The organism is Zooshikella ganghwensis (genome assembly GCF_018263875.1).
Lineage (GTDB): Bacteria > Pseudomonadota > Gammaproteobacteria > Pseudomonadales > Zooshikellaceae > Zooshikella > Zooshikella ganghwensis.
The window spans coordinates 68,486-88,321 of sequence record NZ_JAEVHG010000010.1 but is presented as its reverse complement, the minus strand read 5'-3'; the positions used below and the strand labels follow the sequence as shown (position 1 = coordinate 88,321).

Below are 19,836 nucleotides of genomic sequence, written 5' to 3'. Positions count from 1 at the left end.
AGCTAACCTAAAGGAAGTATAATGAAAATTAAAAGTATTACACAGAGCGAATATGAAAAGTTACGTTTTGAACTAATTAAAGCTGCAGAAGATGCTAAGAAAAAGCCTTACATAGATGATCCAAGTGGACCTAACTTGGTTACTATGGGAATTGGTTTTAATATCGAGGACGAAAGTGTTTTAAAAAGTGTCCTGATTTATGGTTTTAAAAATACGTTTGATACTAGTAATAGTAAAGATCAAAAACTTTTGACAGATATGTTAAAGGTTACTCAAGATAATAGTCTAAGTATTAGTAAAATACAATCAAAGCTGAATTCACTATGGCAAACCTATAAAGGTGATAAAAAAGTTAAATTTGAGTTTGATTCTGAAGATCAAATGGTCAATGTTCTAAATGGTATTGCTGAGGTCTATGAGAAAAAAGTTAACAAATTTTTGTCTACTACAATGACATTTTCTAAAGAAAGAGCTGTATTATTTTCTTTAGCGTATAATCAAACAGATGGAAGTTCAGCTCTATTAGGTCCTGGACTTGGAGGAGCAATTGATTCGAAATCAAGGGTCCAGGCATGGTATGAAATAGCTTATCGCTCAAATGGAGATAAGTCAGCGGGCCAAGCTGCCAGGCGGTATGTTGAAGCCTCAATTTTTGGATTATTTGATGATCAGAATAATGTTACTGATACTGAGGCCAAAACAGTTGTTGACTTTATAATTGCAAATCGTGATGCAATTAAAAAGTATGAAGATAAATACAGTAATCCAGGCCAGCAAGCACTGAATGATGATCGCTTTAATGCACTTCAAAGTTACATTAAAAGTTTTGAGCAAATTTTACAGCCAGCGTCCTCCTACTTGATTAAAGAGTATGTAAAAGATAGTGGCCTGGCTAGCAAACTAAGTGGGCTTGGTTTTAATGGTAGTGTTTTGCTAGGTATTGTCAAAGATAAAAAAATAGCAGGTTATCAATATAATGTAAATGGTAATAATAAAAATGATTTATTAATAAACATAGATAAAGAAGACAAAGTATTGTCTGGTGGTAAGGGTAATGATGTATTAATTGGTAATGAAAAAAAAGATGAAATGTACGGAGGTGAGCTTGATGATGTATTAGTTGGCCAGGGAGGTAATGATACATTAACGGGCCATTCAGGGAAGGATAAACTGTATGGAGGGGATGGTGAAGATATACTCTATGCAGAAAGCGCAAGTAGTCAAAAAGATACAAGTGTTGATGAGCTTTATGGTGGAAAAGGTAATGACAAACTTTATGGTGATGCGGGTAATGATATCCTTGATGGCGGTGAAAACGCAGATCAACTAGAAGGTGGGCAAGGTAAAGATATCTATCACGCTGACAGTGAAGATACCATTGATGACAGTGGTAAAGATGGCACTGTGTTTTTAGATGGTACAAAATTAACTGGTGGTGAACGCACCGAAGATGACCCTGAAAACACCTATTACAGTACTGATGGTAAATTTACCTATGTGAAAAACGGCTCAACACTAGTCGTTAATGGTGGTTTAACCATTAATAATTATAGTGATGATGCACTGGGCATTCACCTTGAAACCGTTGAGGAAGAAGAGGAAGAAGAGGAAGAACCTGACTTTGATGATCCAGAAAAAGTCACCTCACCGATTATTATTGACTTAGATGGTGATGGTGTCGAAACCCTTTCGGTAAGCGATAAACACTATTTTGACCACGATGGTAATGCGTTTGCTGAATCCACGGGCTGGGTATCGCGTGATGATGGTTTATTGGTCTGGGATAAAAATAATAATGGTGTCGTGGATTCCGGCGCTGAACTGTTTGGTAACCAGACGACACTCGCTTCAGGTCAAAAAGCGAAACACGGCTATGATGCGTTAGCGGAATTTGATGATAATAAAGACGGTGTTATTGATGCCCAGGATGCGATTTATTCATCATTAAGTGTTTGGCAAGATAAAAACGAAAACGGCCTGACGGATAATGATGAATTAGCCAGTCTTGCGGATGTTGGCATAAAAAGTTTATCCACGGCTTATGAAGACTCTAATCATACCGATGCCCAAGGCAATGAACATCGTCAAACCAGTGAGGTTACATGGAGTGATGGCCATAAAACCGACAGTGCGGACGTATGGTTTAAAACCAACGCTACCCGTCGTGTAACAACGGAAACCTTCAACTGGACCCATGAAATCTTAGCGTTACCGAACTCCCGAGGTTATGGCAACTTACTGGATTTACAGCAAGCCATGACTCAGGATGAAACGCTTTTATCCATGGTGAAAGCCTTTGTCGCGGAGCCAGACTATCAAAAACGCAATGACATGGTGCTTGCGATTATTTATCAGTGGGCGGGTGTCACGGATGTCGATCCACACAGTCGTGATCCAAAAAGTCACTATGGGCATGTGATTGATGCGCGTAAACTCGTGACCCTGGAAAAAGTGGTGGGCCGCGGTTATTTAGGGACTTGGTGTTGGGGCGAACGGGACCCTAATCCCCATGGTCGCGCTGCACCGATTTTAAAAGCAGAATTTGATAAATTCCAACGTTCCGTCACTGCACAATTAAATGCACAAATTTTATTTGATGACACTATTTTATCCGCTTACTTTGAATCCGGCAGTCGTTATTTCCGTTTAAATGAAGAAACATTAGAAACGTATTTAGTCAGCTTAAATCGCCCTGATAAAGTGGAAGAGTTAAATGCTGCCATCAATACACTGCAAAATCTAGGTGTTTATTCGAAGCGCATACGCAACGAAGTGAGTAGCGTGCTGGCTAAAATTGTGCTGAATCATCCTGGCTTAAATGAATATATTAATCACGACACGGTCGCGGGTGATGAGCGAAATAATACCCTGCGTGATTATAATCAAATCAATATTATTCATGGCAAAAAAGGTAACGATACCCTTTATGGTCAGGATGGTGATGATAATTATATTTTCGCAAAAGGTGATGGTCAGGACACCATTTACGACACCAGTGGTGTTGATACCCTGTATTTTTCCGAAGGCATTAAACAAGAGAATATTGGATTTAGACGTACATTAACCGATGTATGGGTGGTGCTGTTGGATGATGATGGCAACCCAACCGGTGATGAAATTAAGCTCACCAATTATTTTGATTTTGATGGCACCTTAGCAGAAGGCCAAATCGAAAAAGTGCACTTAAGTGATGGCACGTTGGTTAACCTGTATGACTTGCTGAAGCAAGCCGCCTCTGCCGCCACGGAAAACGACGATCATTTATTTGGTTTACCGGATGCGGATAACGTGTCGGCGTTAGCGGGTCATGACAAGATTTCTACCTATGGTGGAGATGACACCATTGAAGGTGGAGCTGGTGATGACGAAATCCTGGCGGGTGACGGGAATGATACCCTGATCGGTGGCACAGGTAATGACACCTTAGTGGGTGAAGAGGGCAGTGATACCTATCAGTTCAGCCAGGGCTTTGGTCAGGACAGCATTCAAAACCTCAGTCAGGATCAAACGCCTAATGGTCAGATTGTCTTTGATAACACCCTGACGCCCGATCAAATTGCCGTAAAACGCGAGAATGATGATTTACAACTGATTGCCAGCGCGCAAGACATCATTACGGTGAAAGGCTATTTCAGCCAGGATGCCAGCACCAGTGCCGCGGTAGCAGAAATCCAGTTTGCGGATGGTACCGTGTGGAATGTGGAGGCGATTAAACAGCAGGTCTTACAAGCCTCAAGCGGTGATGACTATATCGAAGGCTATGGCAGTGATGACGTATTTGCTGGCCAGGCCGGTAATGACACCTTAAAAGGCCTAGGCGGTAATGATCAGCTGTCCGGTGGCGAGGGCGATGACCGGCTGTTTGGTGATGATGGCAACGATAAACTCCACGGTGGTTTGGGTAACGATACCCTGCGTGGCGGTAAAGACGATGACACCCTGCATGGCGATGAGGGTAATGACCACCTTTATGGCGACAGCGGAAATGATCAGCTGTTCGGTGGCGCGGGTAACGACCGACTGGAAGGCTCGTATGGTCATGACCAACTTGCTGGTGGTGAAGGTCAGGACACGCTAATCGGCGGTATTGGTAATGACCAGCTCAAAGGCGATGCCGGTGATGATACCTTGCGCGGTGATGAGGGTGATGATCAGCTAACGGGTGGACGGGGTAACGACCAACTGGCCGGTGGTGAAGGCGATGACTGGTATCACTTTGCCAAAGGCGATGGCCAAGACGTGATCACGGATCAGCAAGGCCAGACCACTATTGTGGTGTATAACCTGAAGTTAGAAGACGTCATCTTCCGTCGTCATGACCTGGCGTTGGATGTGACCTTTAAAGGCAATGACGGTGATCGCATTCGCTTGGAAAATGTCTTTGATCGTCAAACCCTCACTGCACGTTTTGGTCTGCGCTTGCAGCACAGTGATGGCACCGTACAGACCCTCAAGGCAGAAGACATTGATCAACGTGCCATCACCGCGACGGAGGGTAAAGACACCCTGTATGGCAACCATCAGGCCAATGAAATCAATACCCTGCGTGGCGATGATACCGTCTACGCCGAAGGTGGTGATGACTTTGTCCGAGGTGCGGCCGGTAACGACACGCTCTATGGTCAGGCGGGCAATGACACCTTACGGGGTGGTGATGGTGATGATCAGTTATATGGGGGCACTGGCAATGATCTGCTGCAAGCCCATAAAGGCGATGATCAGCTCCGCGGTGAAGACGGCGATGATCAGCTTGAAGGTGGTCTAGGTAATGACACCTTATACGGTGGACAAGGCCAGGATGATCTGCGGGGTGAGGAAGGGGATGACCAGCTAGAAGGTGGTGAGGGTGATGACCAGTACCGCTATCAAGCCGGTGATGGCCATGATGTGATCCGCGATACTCAGGGCAATGATAGTCTGCACCTGGAAAACATCCGTCTGGACGACCTGTTGATTCGTCGTACCGGGGATCGGTATCGTTATAACCCCGTCGAAGGCGAAACCTCGGGAGCTTTATCCCTGGCAGAAGAGTCGATTAGTCACGATAGAGACGGTGATCTGCTGATTACCCATAAAGCCACAGGGCAGACTATCCGCATAAACGATCAATTCTCCAGTCGATCAACCGCAACCCCTCACACCGTGATTGAAAGCATTGTGCTTAACGATCAAACGTTGGATATTGCCACTATCAAGCAACAGGCATTGGTGGGTACAGCTACCGATGACATCATTATGGGTCATGTTGATGATGACACCATCCAGGCTGGTGACGGTGATGATCAGGTGTTTGCTGGTGCGGGTGATGATCAAGTGCATGGTGGTCAGGGCCAGGACTTACTTTATGGTGAACAGGGTAATGACCAATTGTACGGTGACCAAGGGGATGACCAGTTGTATGGCCAGTCTGGTGATGACCAACTGTATGGTGGTGCGGGTCAGGACACCCTGTATGGTGGCTTGGGCAATGATCAATTGTACGGCGATGCCGGTAACGACCGCCTGTTAGGGGGCGAAGGCCAGGATACCCTGTTGGGTGGTGATGGTGATGATGAGCTGATTGCTGCCAACAGTGTCTGGGATCGCTCCAGCAATACCTTAGCGGGCGGCAAAGGCAATGACACTCTGTATGGCTCTTATGGGGATGAGACCTACCAGTTTAACCTGGGGGATGGTCATGACCTGATCGTAGAAACCCGTCGTGATGAAGCCTTTACTAACCATCTGCCCTCACAGGATGTTCTGCTGTTTGGTGAAGGGATCAGCGCCGATGATCTCCAGTTCTTCCGGGTGAATGATGACCTACAAGCCCGTCACCGGAATGGTCAGGATCAAGTGACCATCCAAAACTGGTTTGTGTCTTTTAAGAATGCAAAACATGACTACTTTAAAGTCGAAACCTTCCGCTTTGCTGATGGCACCGAGTTAAACACCACAGACATCGAATCGCAGATTACCTGGGAAGGCTCTGCCGCGGATGACAAATTCATTGGCTACCGTGGTTACAGTGAAACCTTCAAAGCCGGTGACGGTAATGACAAAGTCTTTACCCGTGAGGGCGATGATATTGCCTATGGTGAAGGCGGTGATGACTACCTGGATGGCGAAGCAGGCAACGACCAGCTCTATGGGGGCGAAGGCAACGATAACCTCTGGGGTAAACAGGGCAATGACCAACTGTTTGGCGGTATCGGTGATGACTCACTATCGGGTAACGAAGGTGACGATAGCCTGAAAGGTGAAGCCGGTGATGACAGCCTGTTTGGTGGCTCGGGTAATGACACCCTGGAGGGGGGTGCCGGTAACGACTTTATGGAAGCCGGTGAAGGTGATGACACCTTGCAAGGTGGCGACGGCGATGACCAGTTAGGCGGTGGTGCCGGTAACGACCAACTGGCCGGTGGTACAGGCAGTGACAAATATATCTACGGTGGTGGCCATGACGTCATTGATAACCAAGGCGGTGGCTTTGATGGACTGTTCTTCAAAGACGGTGTCCAGAAAGACGACCTCACCTTCAAGCAAGACGGTGACGACCTGCTGGTCTTTGTGAAGGATGCGACGGAACCCGCGGTACGGGTGGTGAAGCACTTCCTGGGTGAAGACTATGCCATTGACTACGTCCAGCCTGATGGCGGTAACTACATTACCACCGCCGAAATCAACCGCCGCGCTAAAGCCGGTGATGTTGAAGGGGATTATGATGCCGTAGTGGAAGGCACAGCTAATGCCGACAAACTGGGTGGTACCGAAGGCAATGATTTAGTTCAGGGCCTCGGTGGCAACGACCAGCTGTTTGGTATGCTCGGTGATGATGTGATGCAAGGCGGTGAGGGTAATGACTTCTTATCCGGTGGTAATGGCAGTAATGGCATTGCCGATGGTAACGACCGCCTGGAAGGTGGTGCGGGCAACGACCGCTTAAATGGCGGTGGTGGCAACGACACCCTGATCGGTGGTGAAGGTGATGACCATTACTACTTCTTTGCCAACAGTGGACAGGATGTGATTGATAACACCGGTGGTGGTAACGACTGGGTGTTCTTCAATGATGTGGGACGTGATCGCATCAGCTATCACCGCGATGGTGATGATCTGGTGATGTTGGTCGATAACGATCTGCAGCAGAAACTCACGGTGACCGGACACTTTACTGGTGGTGATCTGGCGATTAGCTATATCCAACCAGGTGATGGTGGCTATGCGATCCCAGCATCTCGGATTGAAAGCCTGCTGACCGACTTACCTGCAGGTGGTGATACGGGGACTGGCGATGGTAATACCAGCGGTGGTACCGACAATGGCGGCGATACCGGCACTGACAATGGTACCGGTGATACAGGCTCAGGTGAGACCGATAACGGTGGCAATGACAACGGTTCAGATGATGTGATTGATCCCAGTCGCTATGACACCGAAGTGGTCGGTACGGCACAGGGTGAACAGCTGGTTGGCCGTAACAACCGCAACCTGATCCGTGGTCTGGCCGGTGATGATACGCTGTTTGGTATGGGCGGTGATGACATCCTGTTGGGTGGTGACGGTGACGACTTTATCCAGGGCGGTAATGGTCGCATGAATGGGGATGATGGTAACGATACCCTGATCGGCGGTGCTGGTAACGATGTGCTGGCCGGCTTTGCGGGTAATGATACCTTACAAGGTGGCGTGGGTGATGATCACTACTATTACCATGCCCAAGGTGGTCAGGACATCATTGATAACACCGGGGGCGGTACCGATTGGGTGTTCTTTATCGATATTGACCGTGAGCGAATCAGCTATCACCGCAATGGTGACGATCTGGTGATGCTGGTGGATAACGACCTGCAACAAAAGCTGACTGTGGCTGGACACTTTACCGGTGGTGATAAAGCCATCAGTTACATCCAACCCGGCGATGGTGGCTATGCCATTCCCTCATCCCGGCTTGAAGGTATGCTGACAGCATTGCCAGCAGGTGGTGCATCTATTGCCGCAGCGGATGTTCAGCCCGCCAGTCATGTCAATGGTTTGATTAGTGCCATGGCGACTATGACTGATGGAGGCGCTGGTGATGTTACAACAACGGTTATGTCCAATCGTGATTTAATGGTGAACCTGACTACTCCTGTTTAATATTTAATAAAATTAGAAAGTTAATAAATACACTTAATTTTACTTTACTTCAGCCCCAGTATTATCTGGGGCTTTTTTATTGAAAGTAGAGGCTATTGACAGTTATATTCTGATATGTTGCCCACCTAACATTAATCCTTTCAAAACTTTTTACTATATCAGTAGTACTGTATGACTTCTCATTATTTTTAGTGAGTAATAGTCAAAGTGGAGTACAAAGTCTACCTAATCCCCTCTGAACTCGCTGTGAATCCGTCCATGGAAGCTCGGCTGGCAAACGGTTCTGTAGTGATCAGCTAACCTTTATTAGACTGCAGTATAGATACACGTAATAACTATTTTTTTACTCATATACTAGATTGCTACAGCTTTGAGTTTTAGCTGGATATTATCGATATACTGGTTAATATATGTCATGTATATTTGTACAGTGAAATGAAGGTTTATAGTGAAATTATACGAAATAAATAGTATAATTTTGGACTTAAGAAAAGTGGATAAAAAATTATTGTACTGAATAGAGTACTTTATTAATGTATTAGTACCCACTTCACAAACAATTTCAAGCATTGCAAGACCGTTTGTTGTTATATCCCAACCATTCTGAAATAAACAAAAATGATAATTCGATATATGCTCTGAAAAGACAAAGGCTGGGTAACGCGCATCGAACTGTTTGCCGCAAGGATGCGGCAACCAAGCCTCCAGGGACGGATTCTCGGCGTGTTCGATGGACGTTATACAGACTTTGGGCAAAGGTGCGTTTGAAACTTGGTATTTTTTTAAACAACACTTAGGTAGTTGTCTGAGTGCTATTGAATAATATACCCTTCGCGAATCAATTTTAGGGTTTGTTGCCTTCGCTCTTCACCCCAGTCACTTATTAATATAAGCTCCGGGGGCTTCATCGCTTGACGGCCGCCCCTAAAAATCCTTCGCTGTGGGTATAGTAAAGTGTTTGTGAAGGGTATGTAAATTAGCAAATTAAAATCACAAGGTAGATGATCATAATGGCACTTAATAGATTAAGCGAGGAGCTCTCAGAGCAAGAGTATAAAAATGCAAGAAGCAAGTTTATTCAGAATCAAGAAAGTAACGCCTGTGCGGCATCTAGTCCATCATTAAGTTTTTATTTTGATGATCAAGGAAGGCTGTCTATTGGATATGGTGTAAAGATAAACTTATTAAATGGAGCATCAATTGCCAATTTGCTAAATGAATATTTAAATAAACCATTAAGCGAATATCAATTGTCTGTGTTAGAGGCGTATACTCAGATTCAGAGGCTAAACTGGGAAGGTAGCCCTTTAAATGGACAAAAAATAACTGATGAAAGGGTGTTAAATGAACTTAGCACTATTCAACTTAAATCTACTCAAACTGCTGATTTACTGTTAGATAAGCAGTTGGATAAATTGGAAAATCAGTTGGATAGATTTTTAGGTGACTCATCTCTCTTGCCTGCATCAAATGAACGTATCGCGATACTATCAGTTCTTCATGATTGTTACGGGACTAATGATATTTTACCGGAAGATACGTTAGGTATCGTAAAAACTGTATTAATTAAAAATGAAAGTGATCCTGGTCAAAGGGCAAGACTTTGGACGAAGATTAAGTTTGGTTTTAATTTTAACAACAGTAAAACCACTTATGCTAGAAGAAGCAAGGAAGCAGAGTTATTTTCTCTCTTTGCTGAAGGAGGCAAGCCAACAGATGATAGTGAAGCTAAAGCTACGGCTTACGTCTTGAAAGAAAAGTATCAAACAATTGATGATCATTTGTCTGAAATGGGTATTGAGGTTGAAGATGAATTAAATCCCATTATTGATACAGCAATTTATGACCTTGGTGAACTGGAAACAACTTTTATAGGTACTGATACAGCGTATAGAAATGATAAAGGAATATTGGTTAATGCAAGTGATGAAATAATAGGTACAAATGATGATGACGTAATTTATGGACAGGGAGGTAATGATTTTATTTATGGAGAAAATGGAGATGATGAGCTTCATGGTGGTTCAGGTAATGATAAATTAGAAGGAGGTAAAGGGGATGATATAGTAAAAGGTGGGGGAGGAGATGATTATATTGAGGGTAATAAAGGAGATGATAATTTATATGCAGGGCAAGGTAATGATGAACTTATAGGAAATGAAGGGGATGATGACTTATATGGAGAGTTGGGTGTAAATATTCTCAAAGGAGGTAAAGGATTTGATGTTTATGTAGTTGGTCAAAAAGACACAGTTGAGGACAGCGATGCTTCTGGTGAAGTAGTTCTTGATGGGGCGGTTCTAAAAGGCGGGCAGCGAGAGTTAAGTAATCCTAAAAATATTTTTTATGATGAGCAAAATAATTTAACTTATGAGTTGAAAGGCACTACGTTAAATGTTAATGGTTTAACGATTAAAAATTTTAAGAATGGTGATCTTGGTATTTTACTTCAGAATCTTCAGATTGATGGTAGTGATGATGAAGATAAGCTGATTGGCGGAAAAGCTAACGAAATTATATATGGTTATGATGGGGATGATTATTTAGAGGGTAATGAAGGAATAGACCAGTTACATGGAGGAAAAGGATATGATACTTATCAAGTAGGAAAAGAAGATATTATTTATGATGAGGATGGTAAAGGGAAAATACTGCTTAATGGAGTAAAACTGGATGGAGTCACTGTATCGAGATCAAATATTTCTTTCTCTGGTTGGGAAGATTATTGTACCTATAAAAAAGATGGTTTGAGCTATATGCTTGATGGCTCAATGTTAAGAGTTAATGGTTTAATAGTAAATGACTTTAAAAATGGAGACTTTGGCATCTCTTTAGTGATGGAAGGGACTGATGATAATGAAAGATTTTCAGGTTATCGTGATTTCAATGAAATATTTAAAGCAGGCGCAGGCGATGATTACATATATGGTGGAGGAGGAGATGATGTAGCGTATGGTGAAAATGGAAATGATAAAATTACTGGAGGTGATGGTAACGATAAATTAATAGGCGGAGACGGGGATGATGAGCTGATTGGAGATATTTATAAATATGAAGATAGAGATCATTACCGAAATGAGGGTGGTGATGATCATTTAGATGGTGGTAATGGAAACGACTGGTTAAGTGGAGGGGGTGGGAATGATACACTCATTGGTGGAGATGGGGATGACTACCTTGTTGGAGGTATTCTTAAGTATGGAAATCGAGGCTATTATCGAGATGAAGATGGGGATGATCATTTAGAAGGTGGTAATGGAAACGACCGGTTAAGTGGTGGTAGTGGAAATGATACACTCATTGGTGGATCTGGAAATGATATCTATTATTATCATGAACAAGGTGGTCAGGATATTATTGAAAACTCAGGCATAGGCGCTGATATTGTCCACTTTGTGGGTATTCATTCTGAGCGTATTAGTTATCATAGAGTAAATGATGATCTTATAATGCTTGTTGATGAAGACTTAGAGCAAAAAGTTACGGTAAAAGATCATTTTCAAGGACCAGAAAAGTCAATAAATTACGTACAGTTTTATGAAAGGCGTGTTTATGGGGCTGAAATAAGATGGCGGTTAACTGACTTACCCCAAGCATCCATGGGTGATACGGGAATGGACTTAAGTGCTACAAATAGTGTAAGTCATTTAATAAGTGCTATGGCAACTATGCCAGATAACAGTTCAGGATCGGTTACTGAGAATGGTACAAATATTATTTCAACTATAAATATAACTACTCCAATTTAGCTATGAATGCTTGGTGTAGTCTAATTAATAAAATTAAATTAAACTGAAATATCTTTAGCATGAAATATAAGCCGGTTTTTTTAAAGAAAGCATTGTGTATTCAGAATTGTGTTTAATAGGGCTGTATGAGTAGTTGTTGTAGAACTGACTGCCGCATTATTGCGGCAGTCAAAACACTAAGGATGGATTTATGGTGTGTTTTCTGATAATTGTTTTTTTATGTAAAGCAAATTGGCTAAACACAAATTTATTAAAGACCTCTTACAAAACCACTTTCTAGTTATAGAACTTTATTTTAATAGTCATCCCCTGTTTATCTCTTTGTCATTGTAGAAACTCATGATGGGCTCACACAAAGGTATGCCCGCCAAAGAGGGTATAAAGAATAATAATGGGGGATCAATGAGTTTATTTAATTACTTTACTTATATTAAAAAAATCAGGTGGTGTGTTAGTCAGTTTGCGTATTTAAGTTTGATAATCGCGCTTGCGGGAAAGGTGTATGGCGTAGATAGTATTTTAGCTGATCATAAACTAAAAGTACCTCCGAAAATACCCAAAGTATTATTATTAGGTATTGATGGTTTAAAGCCATCAGCGATTCCTCGTGTTAATACACCTGTGTTGGATAAATTAATTACTGATGGGTTTATTAGCCCTATGTTAGCAGAGGACACCACATGGAGTGGTCCTTGTTGGGCGACTATACTTTATGGAGTATGGCGAGACCGACATGGTATTTATGATAACAGTTTTACCGGGTCTAAATTACAGTCTATTCCTGACCTTTTTACCCATATTGAAACCGCTAAGCCGGTATTGCACACTGCAAGATTAACCTCTTGGACAGGTATTCGTTATAACATGCCCACAGCGGCAGATGAGGATTTATATTGGTATTACCAAGAACATCAGGATACTGAAACGGTTAATAAAGCAAAAGACATTTTAAGTACGACTGATATTGATGTCTTATTTGTGTATTTTTCAATGGTGGATGTCAAAGGGCATAATCATGGGTTTAGTGCAGATAAGCCTGAGTACCGACAATCAATTGAAAAAGTAGACCGGCAAATCGGTGAGTTATTAACGCGAATTCAACAGCGTCCTAAGTTTGCTGATGAGGACTGGTTAATTTTGGCGGTACCTGATCATGGAGGAACCATCGATGGCCAACACGGTAAAAACCGTCCTGAGCATAGGAAGGCTTGGTTATTAGCCAGTGGCCATGCAGTACATCATTTGCGTAAAGGGATGAATATTCCGCCATCCCCAGTTGATATTGTACCCACTATTTTGGACCACTTGGGGATTGATTATGCTCCAGGTTCACTGGATGGGCATTCTTTGCTAGAGGCTTTTCCAAGCTATCCTGTAAAGTTAAATAAAAATACGCTAAAAAATGGTGATGCAGAATATGATCGTGGTAGTGTCCAACCATTTTATTTGGCTAATTATGATAATCAGGTTACTGGTTGGTTAAAAGGAGGAAAGGCGGTAACGCGTGGTTATACTGCAGTTAACCAAATTCCTTTGAAATATGTAAAAAAAGGTGAACAAAGGCAGAATGCCTATCTGTTTACCTCATTAACCAAAGAGCCTACAACATTAGCACAGCATATCGATTTACGAGGACTAACAACTCAACAGAGTAAGCCGCTCAAGGTAGCTTTGGCCGCTGATATGTGGGGAAGGACTGCGGATAAAAACTTAAGCATCAAATTATTTTTTAATGATGCTAAAGGCTTTGCGGCATTAAGGAAAAATGATCGGTATGCTTATTTTTTTCGAGGGGATGAATATTACCAGTTTGACTTTAATAAGGATCAAGTTGATGACGGTTATCCTGCGGATATTGCCAGTAGCTGGCCTGGGCTAGATCAATTTAAAGGTGGTGCAAGGAATATTGATGCAGCTGTTAATTGGGGAAATGGTAAAGCCTATTTTTTTAAGGGTGATGAATATATTCGTTATGATTTAAAAAAAGATCAGGCTGATAGCGGCTATCCATTAAAAATAAAAGACCACTGGTCAGGGTTAGACACATTCTCAGGAGGTGCTAATGATATTGATGCTGCGATTAACTGGGGGAATGGTATCACTTACTTTTTTAAAGGAGATGAATACATTCGTTTTAATATGACATCAGATCGAGCCGCTAAGGGCTACCCTATGTTTATTTCTAACTGGACATGGTCTGGTTTACAAGTTTGGCCTGATCGGATTGATGCAGCGGTAAGACGTAATAGCATTAAGTCGTACTTATTTAAAGGAGGTTATTATCTGAGATTTGACCATGTTTTAAATAAGACAGATGATGGATTTCCTAAAGCTATCAGTGAGCATTCATGGTTTGGTTTGGAGCAGTGGTATCAGTCAAAACACAATACAGAACTTACTTTGAATTCATACCAAAGCAGTGCTCAGCGTTTTCTAACACATACAGTGTTGCCAAGTAACGTTGAGAGTATTGATGTCCATGTCAATTTTTCGGGTCAGCAGCAGTATGTGGATAACCTTAGTTTGATTCTACGAAACTAGTATAATTGTACCCATAGCGAAGGGTATATTTAACAATGAATAGCAGTCAGTACAACGAAGTAAAACCAAGTAACCATTCTTCCTTAGCGGCTAGAGGCTATTTTGATGTTGCCCTGCTGCCTGATGAGCGTTCATTGCTGCCAAGTCAACGGCAATTTTTGCATCTGCTGGGGCATGAGCTAGCTGATCAGGTAGTGTGGATCAAAAACAGTAGTGAAGCAGAACATTACTCTCAAATAAGCTCTCAAGCCAATTCTCAAGTTAAATCTCAAAATCGAACTGTAGGGCTTGTTTGTTTAAACCCTGAGCATGTGCAATGGGCGACTAACAACCGAGTAGTTGTAATTCCATTTTTATCTCAACGCATTCCGGCTTATCCATTCTGGTCTGAGTCTCAGCAGCCGTTATTGAGAACATCCAAAGCACATCGTGTTTTGCCCCGTATTTTAGTGCTGGGGCCTGAGTCGTCGGGTAAATCAACGCTGGTTGATTACTTAGAGAACACTATTGGCAGTCAGGTTAAGCTCTCTATCGTCCCTGAATATATTCGAGATTACTATGATATGTTGGGCCATATAGCACTGGATTATGAGCAGGTGGTGGTCTCTGGTTTGGTTCAATATGCCCTAGAGAAAGTATTTGCTTCGCTTCAGGCTTCTGGGCTACTTATTGTTGATACTAACTGTGCTACAACTTGTTTTTGGAGTCAGATTCTTTATGGGCAGTATCCTGAGTGGTTATGGCAGTATGCGTTGGGTCAAAACTATACACTGTGCTGTGTACTAAGGCCGGATTTACCTTGGCAATCAGATCCACAACGTTGCCAGCCAGAACAATCTGATAGAGAGCACTTCTTTAGCCAGTGCCTGGATTATGCTCAGCAAATAAGCCGTAAAGTCCTGGTTTTAGAGGGGCAGGGAGAGACTCGCTACACCTCGCTTATGAGAGAAATCACCCAGTTGATTAGCGTTGAACGCACATCTTGATAGGGAAAAGGTTTATAAACAGTGCGGCATTGAGTAGAATCCGTTCTCATTTATGCCCTTAGCTTTGGGTCAGTGATGGTTTGATTTCCAGTAAAATGGCAGCCTGTTTATGTTAAATAATGATGCTCTGCAACAGCTCAAGCAGCTCAAGCAGCAATTAAAATCCCAAAAAGAAGTTTTCAGCGCTACAGTAAAAGACTCTGGCGCAAAGTCTGGTCAGGTGATTTTGGACGATGGCCGCCAGATATTTCTTCCTCAAGAAGAAATGCAGAAAGTATTTCCTCATGACCGTATAAAAGTGACGCTGTGTGTCGATAGCAAAGGACAAGACTTTGCTGAAGTCGAAGAGCTGATTGACTCATCGCTAAGTGAGTTTACTGGGCAAATTATTGGTCGCGGTAAAGCCGTTTTCGTTGAGCCTGATGTTGGTCGTTTATCCCGCTGGATTTTTATTCCTCCTCACCAGTTATCGGGTGCAAAAGCGGGAGATTTCGTTCGTTGCCGAATTACCCAGCACCCGATTAAATCAGGTAAACCTAAGGCTGAGGTCATCAGCATTATTGGTCACCCAGATCAGCCTTATATTGAACATAACTACATTATTGATAAGCATAAACTCGACTTAGCATGGCCTGAGTCAGTGCAAGCTGAAGTCGACGCCATAGAAGCACAAGCTCAAGAAGCGATTGCCAGTGCAAATCGTAAGGACATGACCTGTTTGTCCTGGTTGACGATTGATGCTGAGTCGACTCAGGATATGGATGATGCTCTGTATGCGGAAGCCTTGACTGATGGTGGCTGGTTGTTGAGGGTGGCAATTGCTGACCCAGCTTTTTGGATAAAACCAGACTCTGCACTAGATGTTGAAGCGCGTAAGCGCAGTACCTCTGTTTACCTCCCTAAGCAAACCATCCCGATGTTGCCTGAGTCCCTTTCTCATAACTGGTGCTCACTTGTTCCTGGTGAGGCGCGGTTGGCACTGGTATGTGAGTTAAAAGTAAGTGAGCAGGGTGAAGTTGTTTCCAGCGAGCTTTACCAGGCAAAAGTTCGTTCTCAAGCTAAGCTGTCTTATGATGCCGTGAGTGACTACTTAGACGGTGTTGAAGACAATAGTGTGGCCACTGAGAACCCAGAACTATTGCCTGTAATTGACTGCTTGCAACAAGTTCAGGAAGCATTGAACGCTTATCGTGAGCAACATGCTGTGTGTTTTGAGAACCGTCCAGACTATTACTTTGAGTTGGATGAGCAGGGTAAAATTGCGGCAATTCATCGCCAGCATAGAAGCACGGCAAACCGGCTTGTTGAAGCCTGTATGATTGCAGCAAACTGTGCAGCAGCAGACTTCCTCGCGCAAAAAGCACCTAAAGCTATTTATATTTCTCACAGCGGGGTAAGGAGCGACCGCTTGGAGGATGTCAAAAAGTTAGTGGCTGAGTTATTACCTGAGTTTGATACAGAGGCTTTAAACAAGCCAGAAGGATATCGCCAGTTAATTCATAGCTTGAATAATAAGTCAGTTGATGTGCCTTTACGCACCATTGTTAGCCGGCAGTTGGAGCGTAGTTTATTTTCCTTAGAGCCAGGCTTTCACAGTGGAATGGGTTTTGAGCGTTATACAACGTTTACTTCCCCTATTCGCAAGTATAATGACTTGGTATTGCATCGTATTATTATTGCGCTGTTAGATGAGCAGCCTGTACCTGAAGTTGCTACGGGTTTACTGGATGAGCTACAAGCAGGACAGCAAAAAGCCCGCTTTTCTGCTAACGAAGTAGAGCAGTGGCTGAAGTGTCAGTTTATGGAAGATAAAGTAGAGCAGACATTTACTGCAACTGTCGTGCAGGTTAATCCGTTTGGGGTATTGGCGCGGCTGGATGATTTTGGTATCGACGGATTTGTGGACTTACGTCGTAAAGATCCGAAGTTTGCATATGATCCTTTGTACCAGCAGACGAGTAATGGCGAACAGCAATTTATGTTGGACCAGTCTATAGAAGTTAAGGTGTCTTCTGTGGATATGAAACGCCGTAACTTGAAATTGACACTTGTTGCTTCATGATTTGTTTAAAGTGATGGGGTACAGATGTGCTCAAAAAAAAGCCAGCGACATGCTGGCTTTTTTGTGGGTGCCCATATGTGATCTGGTTCTTAAATTATCTTGGGCAGAGAAAATCGTTAACTGTAAAGTTCGAGTGCTTTTTTGCTTAAAGTTGGCCGCCCTTTCTTGATTTTTATTGAAGTTGGAAGCTCACCATTCCAGTAAGGCATAATGTTATCGATGATATTTTCTAGCGTCATTGGCCAAGGTGTTTCAAGGGTTTCACATGGGCAGAATATAGCCTCCAACGCATCAAATAAAGCGCTTGGAGAGGTGTTACAGTCATTTAAGTCTAACTCTTCTGTTAGCTTTAGTTTGCAAAGTTCTTGACTGTAAAAGTGTTTGACGGTTTGAAATACTATTTCTCTTACAAAGGCTCGGTTATCAGTATGATAAACTGGCAGTATTTCCCGGCAGATATTCATAACGGGCTCCTCTGCGCGACAATCACCTTTTTGGCTGAGCATATCAACCAATGTTTTTTGTTGTAAAACAATTTATCTAAGGCGCTCGATTTTATGTGACATCTGTAGTGAAATTCAATGTGAAAAACTGCATTATTCTTTTCATTATACGACCTGGCATAGAGGCTAAGAATAAAACCAACCCTTTATGCTTAACAAGCTTACTCTAGAGAAACATTTCCACTCTGTATGAATTACACAAATAGGCTCATTTTACACTTGGTGGCTTTAGCCTAATTTATCCCTGCGTTTACTTGCCTCTTTGGTAAATGGCAGCATAAATCATGCCTATCCAGCTTGAATAATATGACCAAGTGAGCAAATACTAATTAAATATGCTGAAGCTTGTTGTCAGACAAAACTGAACATTAATCTATGCGGGAACTTGCAAATAAGCCTACTTAAATTTATGGCATGTTTGTATTGCAGGATTATGTTGCTTTGACTGAGCCTTGGGGTGGGGCGGCAAAGTGTTCCACCGTGTAGTGGTAGGCTTTAAGTGTATCGGACCAATAATCAAAGGGAAGGCCTGCTTTCTCTTTTAAGTGCTGTAGAAAAGTTTGCCGGTCTGGGAGCTGTTGCCAAACTTGAGGCAAAAATGTTGCCCGGCGGCCATTGTCTTCAATGGTTAGACCATCAATCATAGGCCTGAGCTGTCTAAGCAGGTCATCTTCAGAGATAAATTGCATGGGTTGTTGGGGGGATAGCACCGAAATTTCAATAGTCAACAGTGGCAGTTCCGCAGAGCTGATATTTACAAAACGGAAATCATGGAAAGCACTGGCATAGGCATTATGCGCAACTTCAATCACCAACGGGCGAGAGGGGGTTAATGAACCGATACAACCGCGCAGCTGGCGTTGTCGCAGTAAAGTCACAAATGCGCTTCGAACAGCTTGAAGAGGTTCAGGGTAGTCGGCTTCATCAACCGGCATTTCATGGTGATGCTGCAAGCCATACTCAATGCTCTGAAAAGCAAGATTGAGCAATAATTCTTGATGGTTGGGACTAATGGAGGACATAAGCACCATATCCTACAACTGCATCTGTTGAGCCTGCAGTATCTCCAGAGTTTCGCAAATCAACAGAAGTGGCAGTCAAGTGGTGTTGCTCTGCACATAACAGTGCGCCATTGAGGGGGAAACAGCCACAAGCCTGTTCACCATTGAGGTTATGGTCGAGCTTAAGAATTTTATGGGTAGTCTCAGAGTCGAGCTGCTTTGCAGTCATATAGTCGTGGTAATGACTTAAGTCAGAGCTGATCACAAATAGCGTTTCAGCCCCTCCCCAAAGCGTATTGATCACACTGGCAACCTGATCGGCACTGGCTAAACCCACGACAATAGGAACCAATGTGAACTGGTTCAGTGTCAGTTGTAAAAAGGGTAACTGAACTTCAAGGGAATGCTCATAGCGATGAGCCTGGTCAGTGGTGATGACTCCTGCGCAGGTGGAAATTAACTCAACAGCTTTTTGGTCAATTGGAATAACACCTAGCGGGGTTCTGAAGGCATCGCTTGCAGATAAGGCCAATCCTTGGAATGCAAAACGATGTGAAGGGCCTAATAAAATAATGCGCTGATAGATATCGGCAAAAGGTTTTAACCGTTGATAAGCTGATGCAGCAATTGGCCCTGAGTATATATAACCAGCATGAGGGACAATAATCATTTTAGGTGGGGGTGACTCAGCCTTACCTGCTGAGGCTTCAGCGAGCATTTCGTGAATACTACGCTGTAGCTGCTCTGCTTGCGCAGGGTAGAACATTCCCGCCACAGCAGGCTCTCGGATAGACATGGCACCCTCCTCGGCTGGCGGTCAACTCGTTTGCTTCGATATCGATTGGGTTAGGCATAATACAAAATGATTGATGACGT

8 protein-coding genes are annotated in these 19,836 nt (G+C 43.1%); 5 read left to right on the top strand and 3 right to left on the bottom strand.

What is annotated here, in order from left to right; all coding sequences use genetic code 11:
* Positions 1-21: 21 nt before the first annotated feature.
* From KHS79_RS26295 to KHS79_RS14700, 5 genes are all read left to right on the top strand, one after another.
* Complete coding sequence (locus KHS79_RS26295; RefSeq protein ID WP_212719977.1) at positions 22-8,118, top strand: calcium-binding protein; 8,097 nt, start codon at positions 22-24, stop codon at positions 8,116-8,118.
* Positions 8,119-9,128: 1,010 nt separating this feature from the next.
* Complete coding sequence (locus KHS79_RS14715) at positions 9,129-11,867, top strand: calcium-binding protein (protein ID WP_212719976.1); 2,739 nt, start codon at positions 9,129-9,131, stop codon at positions 11,865-11,867.
* Between the two features lie 339 nt (positions 11,868-12,206).
* Positions 12,207-14,408, top strand: coding sequence for a hemopexin repeat-containing protein (locus KHS79_RS14710; RefSeq protein WP_212719975.1), 2,202 nt, complete (start codon positions 12,207-12,209; stop codon positions 14,406-14,408).
* Positions 14,409-14,443: 35 nt separating this feature from the next.
* On the top strand, positions 14,444-15,394 hold the full coding sequence (locus KHS79_RS14705) for an AAA family ATPase (RefSeq protein WP_212719973.1): 951 nt from the start codon (positions 14,444-14,446) through the stop codon (positions 15,392-15,394).
* Positions 15,395-15,503: 109 nt separating this feature from the next.
* Complete coding sequence (locus KHS79_RS14700; protein ID WP_094788529.1) at positions 15,504-17,456, top strand: ribonuclease R family protein; 1,953 nt, start codon at positions 15,504-15,506, stop codon at positions 17,454-17,456.
* A 116-nt stretch (positions 17,457-17,572) separates the two neighbouring features.
* Here KHS79_RS14700 and KHS79_RS14695 read toward each other — a convergent pair whose 3' ends face one another.
* From KHS79_RS14695 to amrB, 3 genes are all read right to left on the bottom strand, one after another.
* Positions 17,573-17,920 carry a hypothetical protein gene (locus KHS79_RS14695; RefSeq protein ID WP_038290995.1) on the bottom strand — a complete coding sequence of 116 codons (348 nt, stop codon included), beginning with the start codon at positions 17,918-17,920 and terminating at the stop codon, positions 17,573-17,575.
* A 470-nt stretch (positions 17,921-18,390) separates the two neighbouring features.
* Positions 18,391-18,981: an AmmeMemoRadiSam system protein A gene (amrA, locus tag KHS79_RS14690; RefSeq protein WP_212719970.1), complete on the bottom strand. Its 591-nt coding sequence runs from the start codon at positions 18,979-18,981 to the stop codon at positions 18,391-18,393.
* A complete protein-coding gene (gene amrB / locus KHS79_RS14685; RefSeq protein WP_212719967.1) occupies positions 18,968-19,756 on the bottom strand; it encodes an AmmeMemoRadiSam system protein B in 789 nt (262 codons plus the stop codon). The genes amrA and amrB overlap by 14 nt, the downstream gene beginning before the upstream one ends.
* Positions 19,757-19,836: the final 80 nt, after the last annotated feature.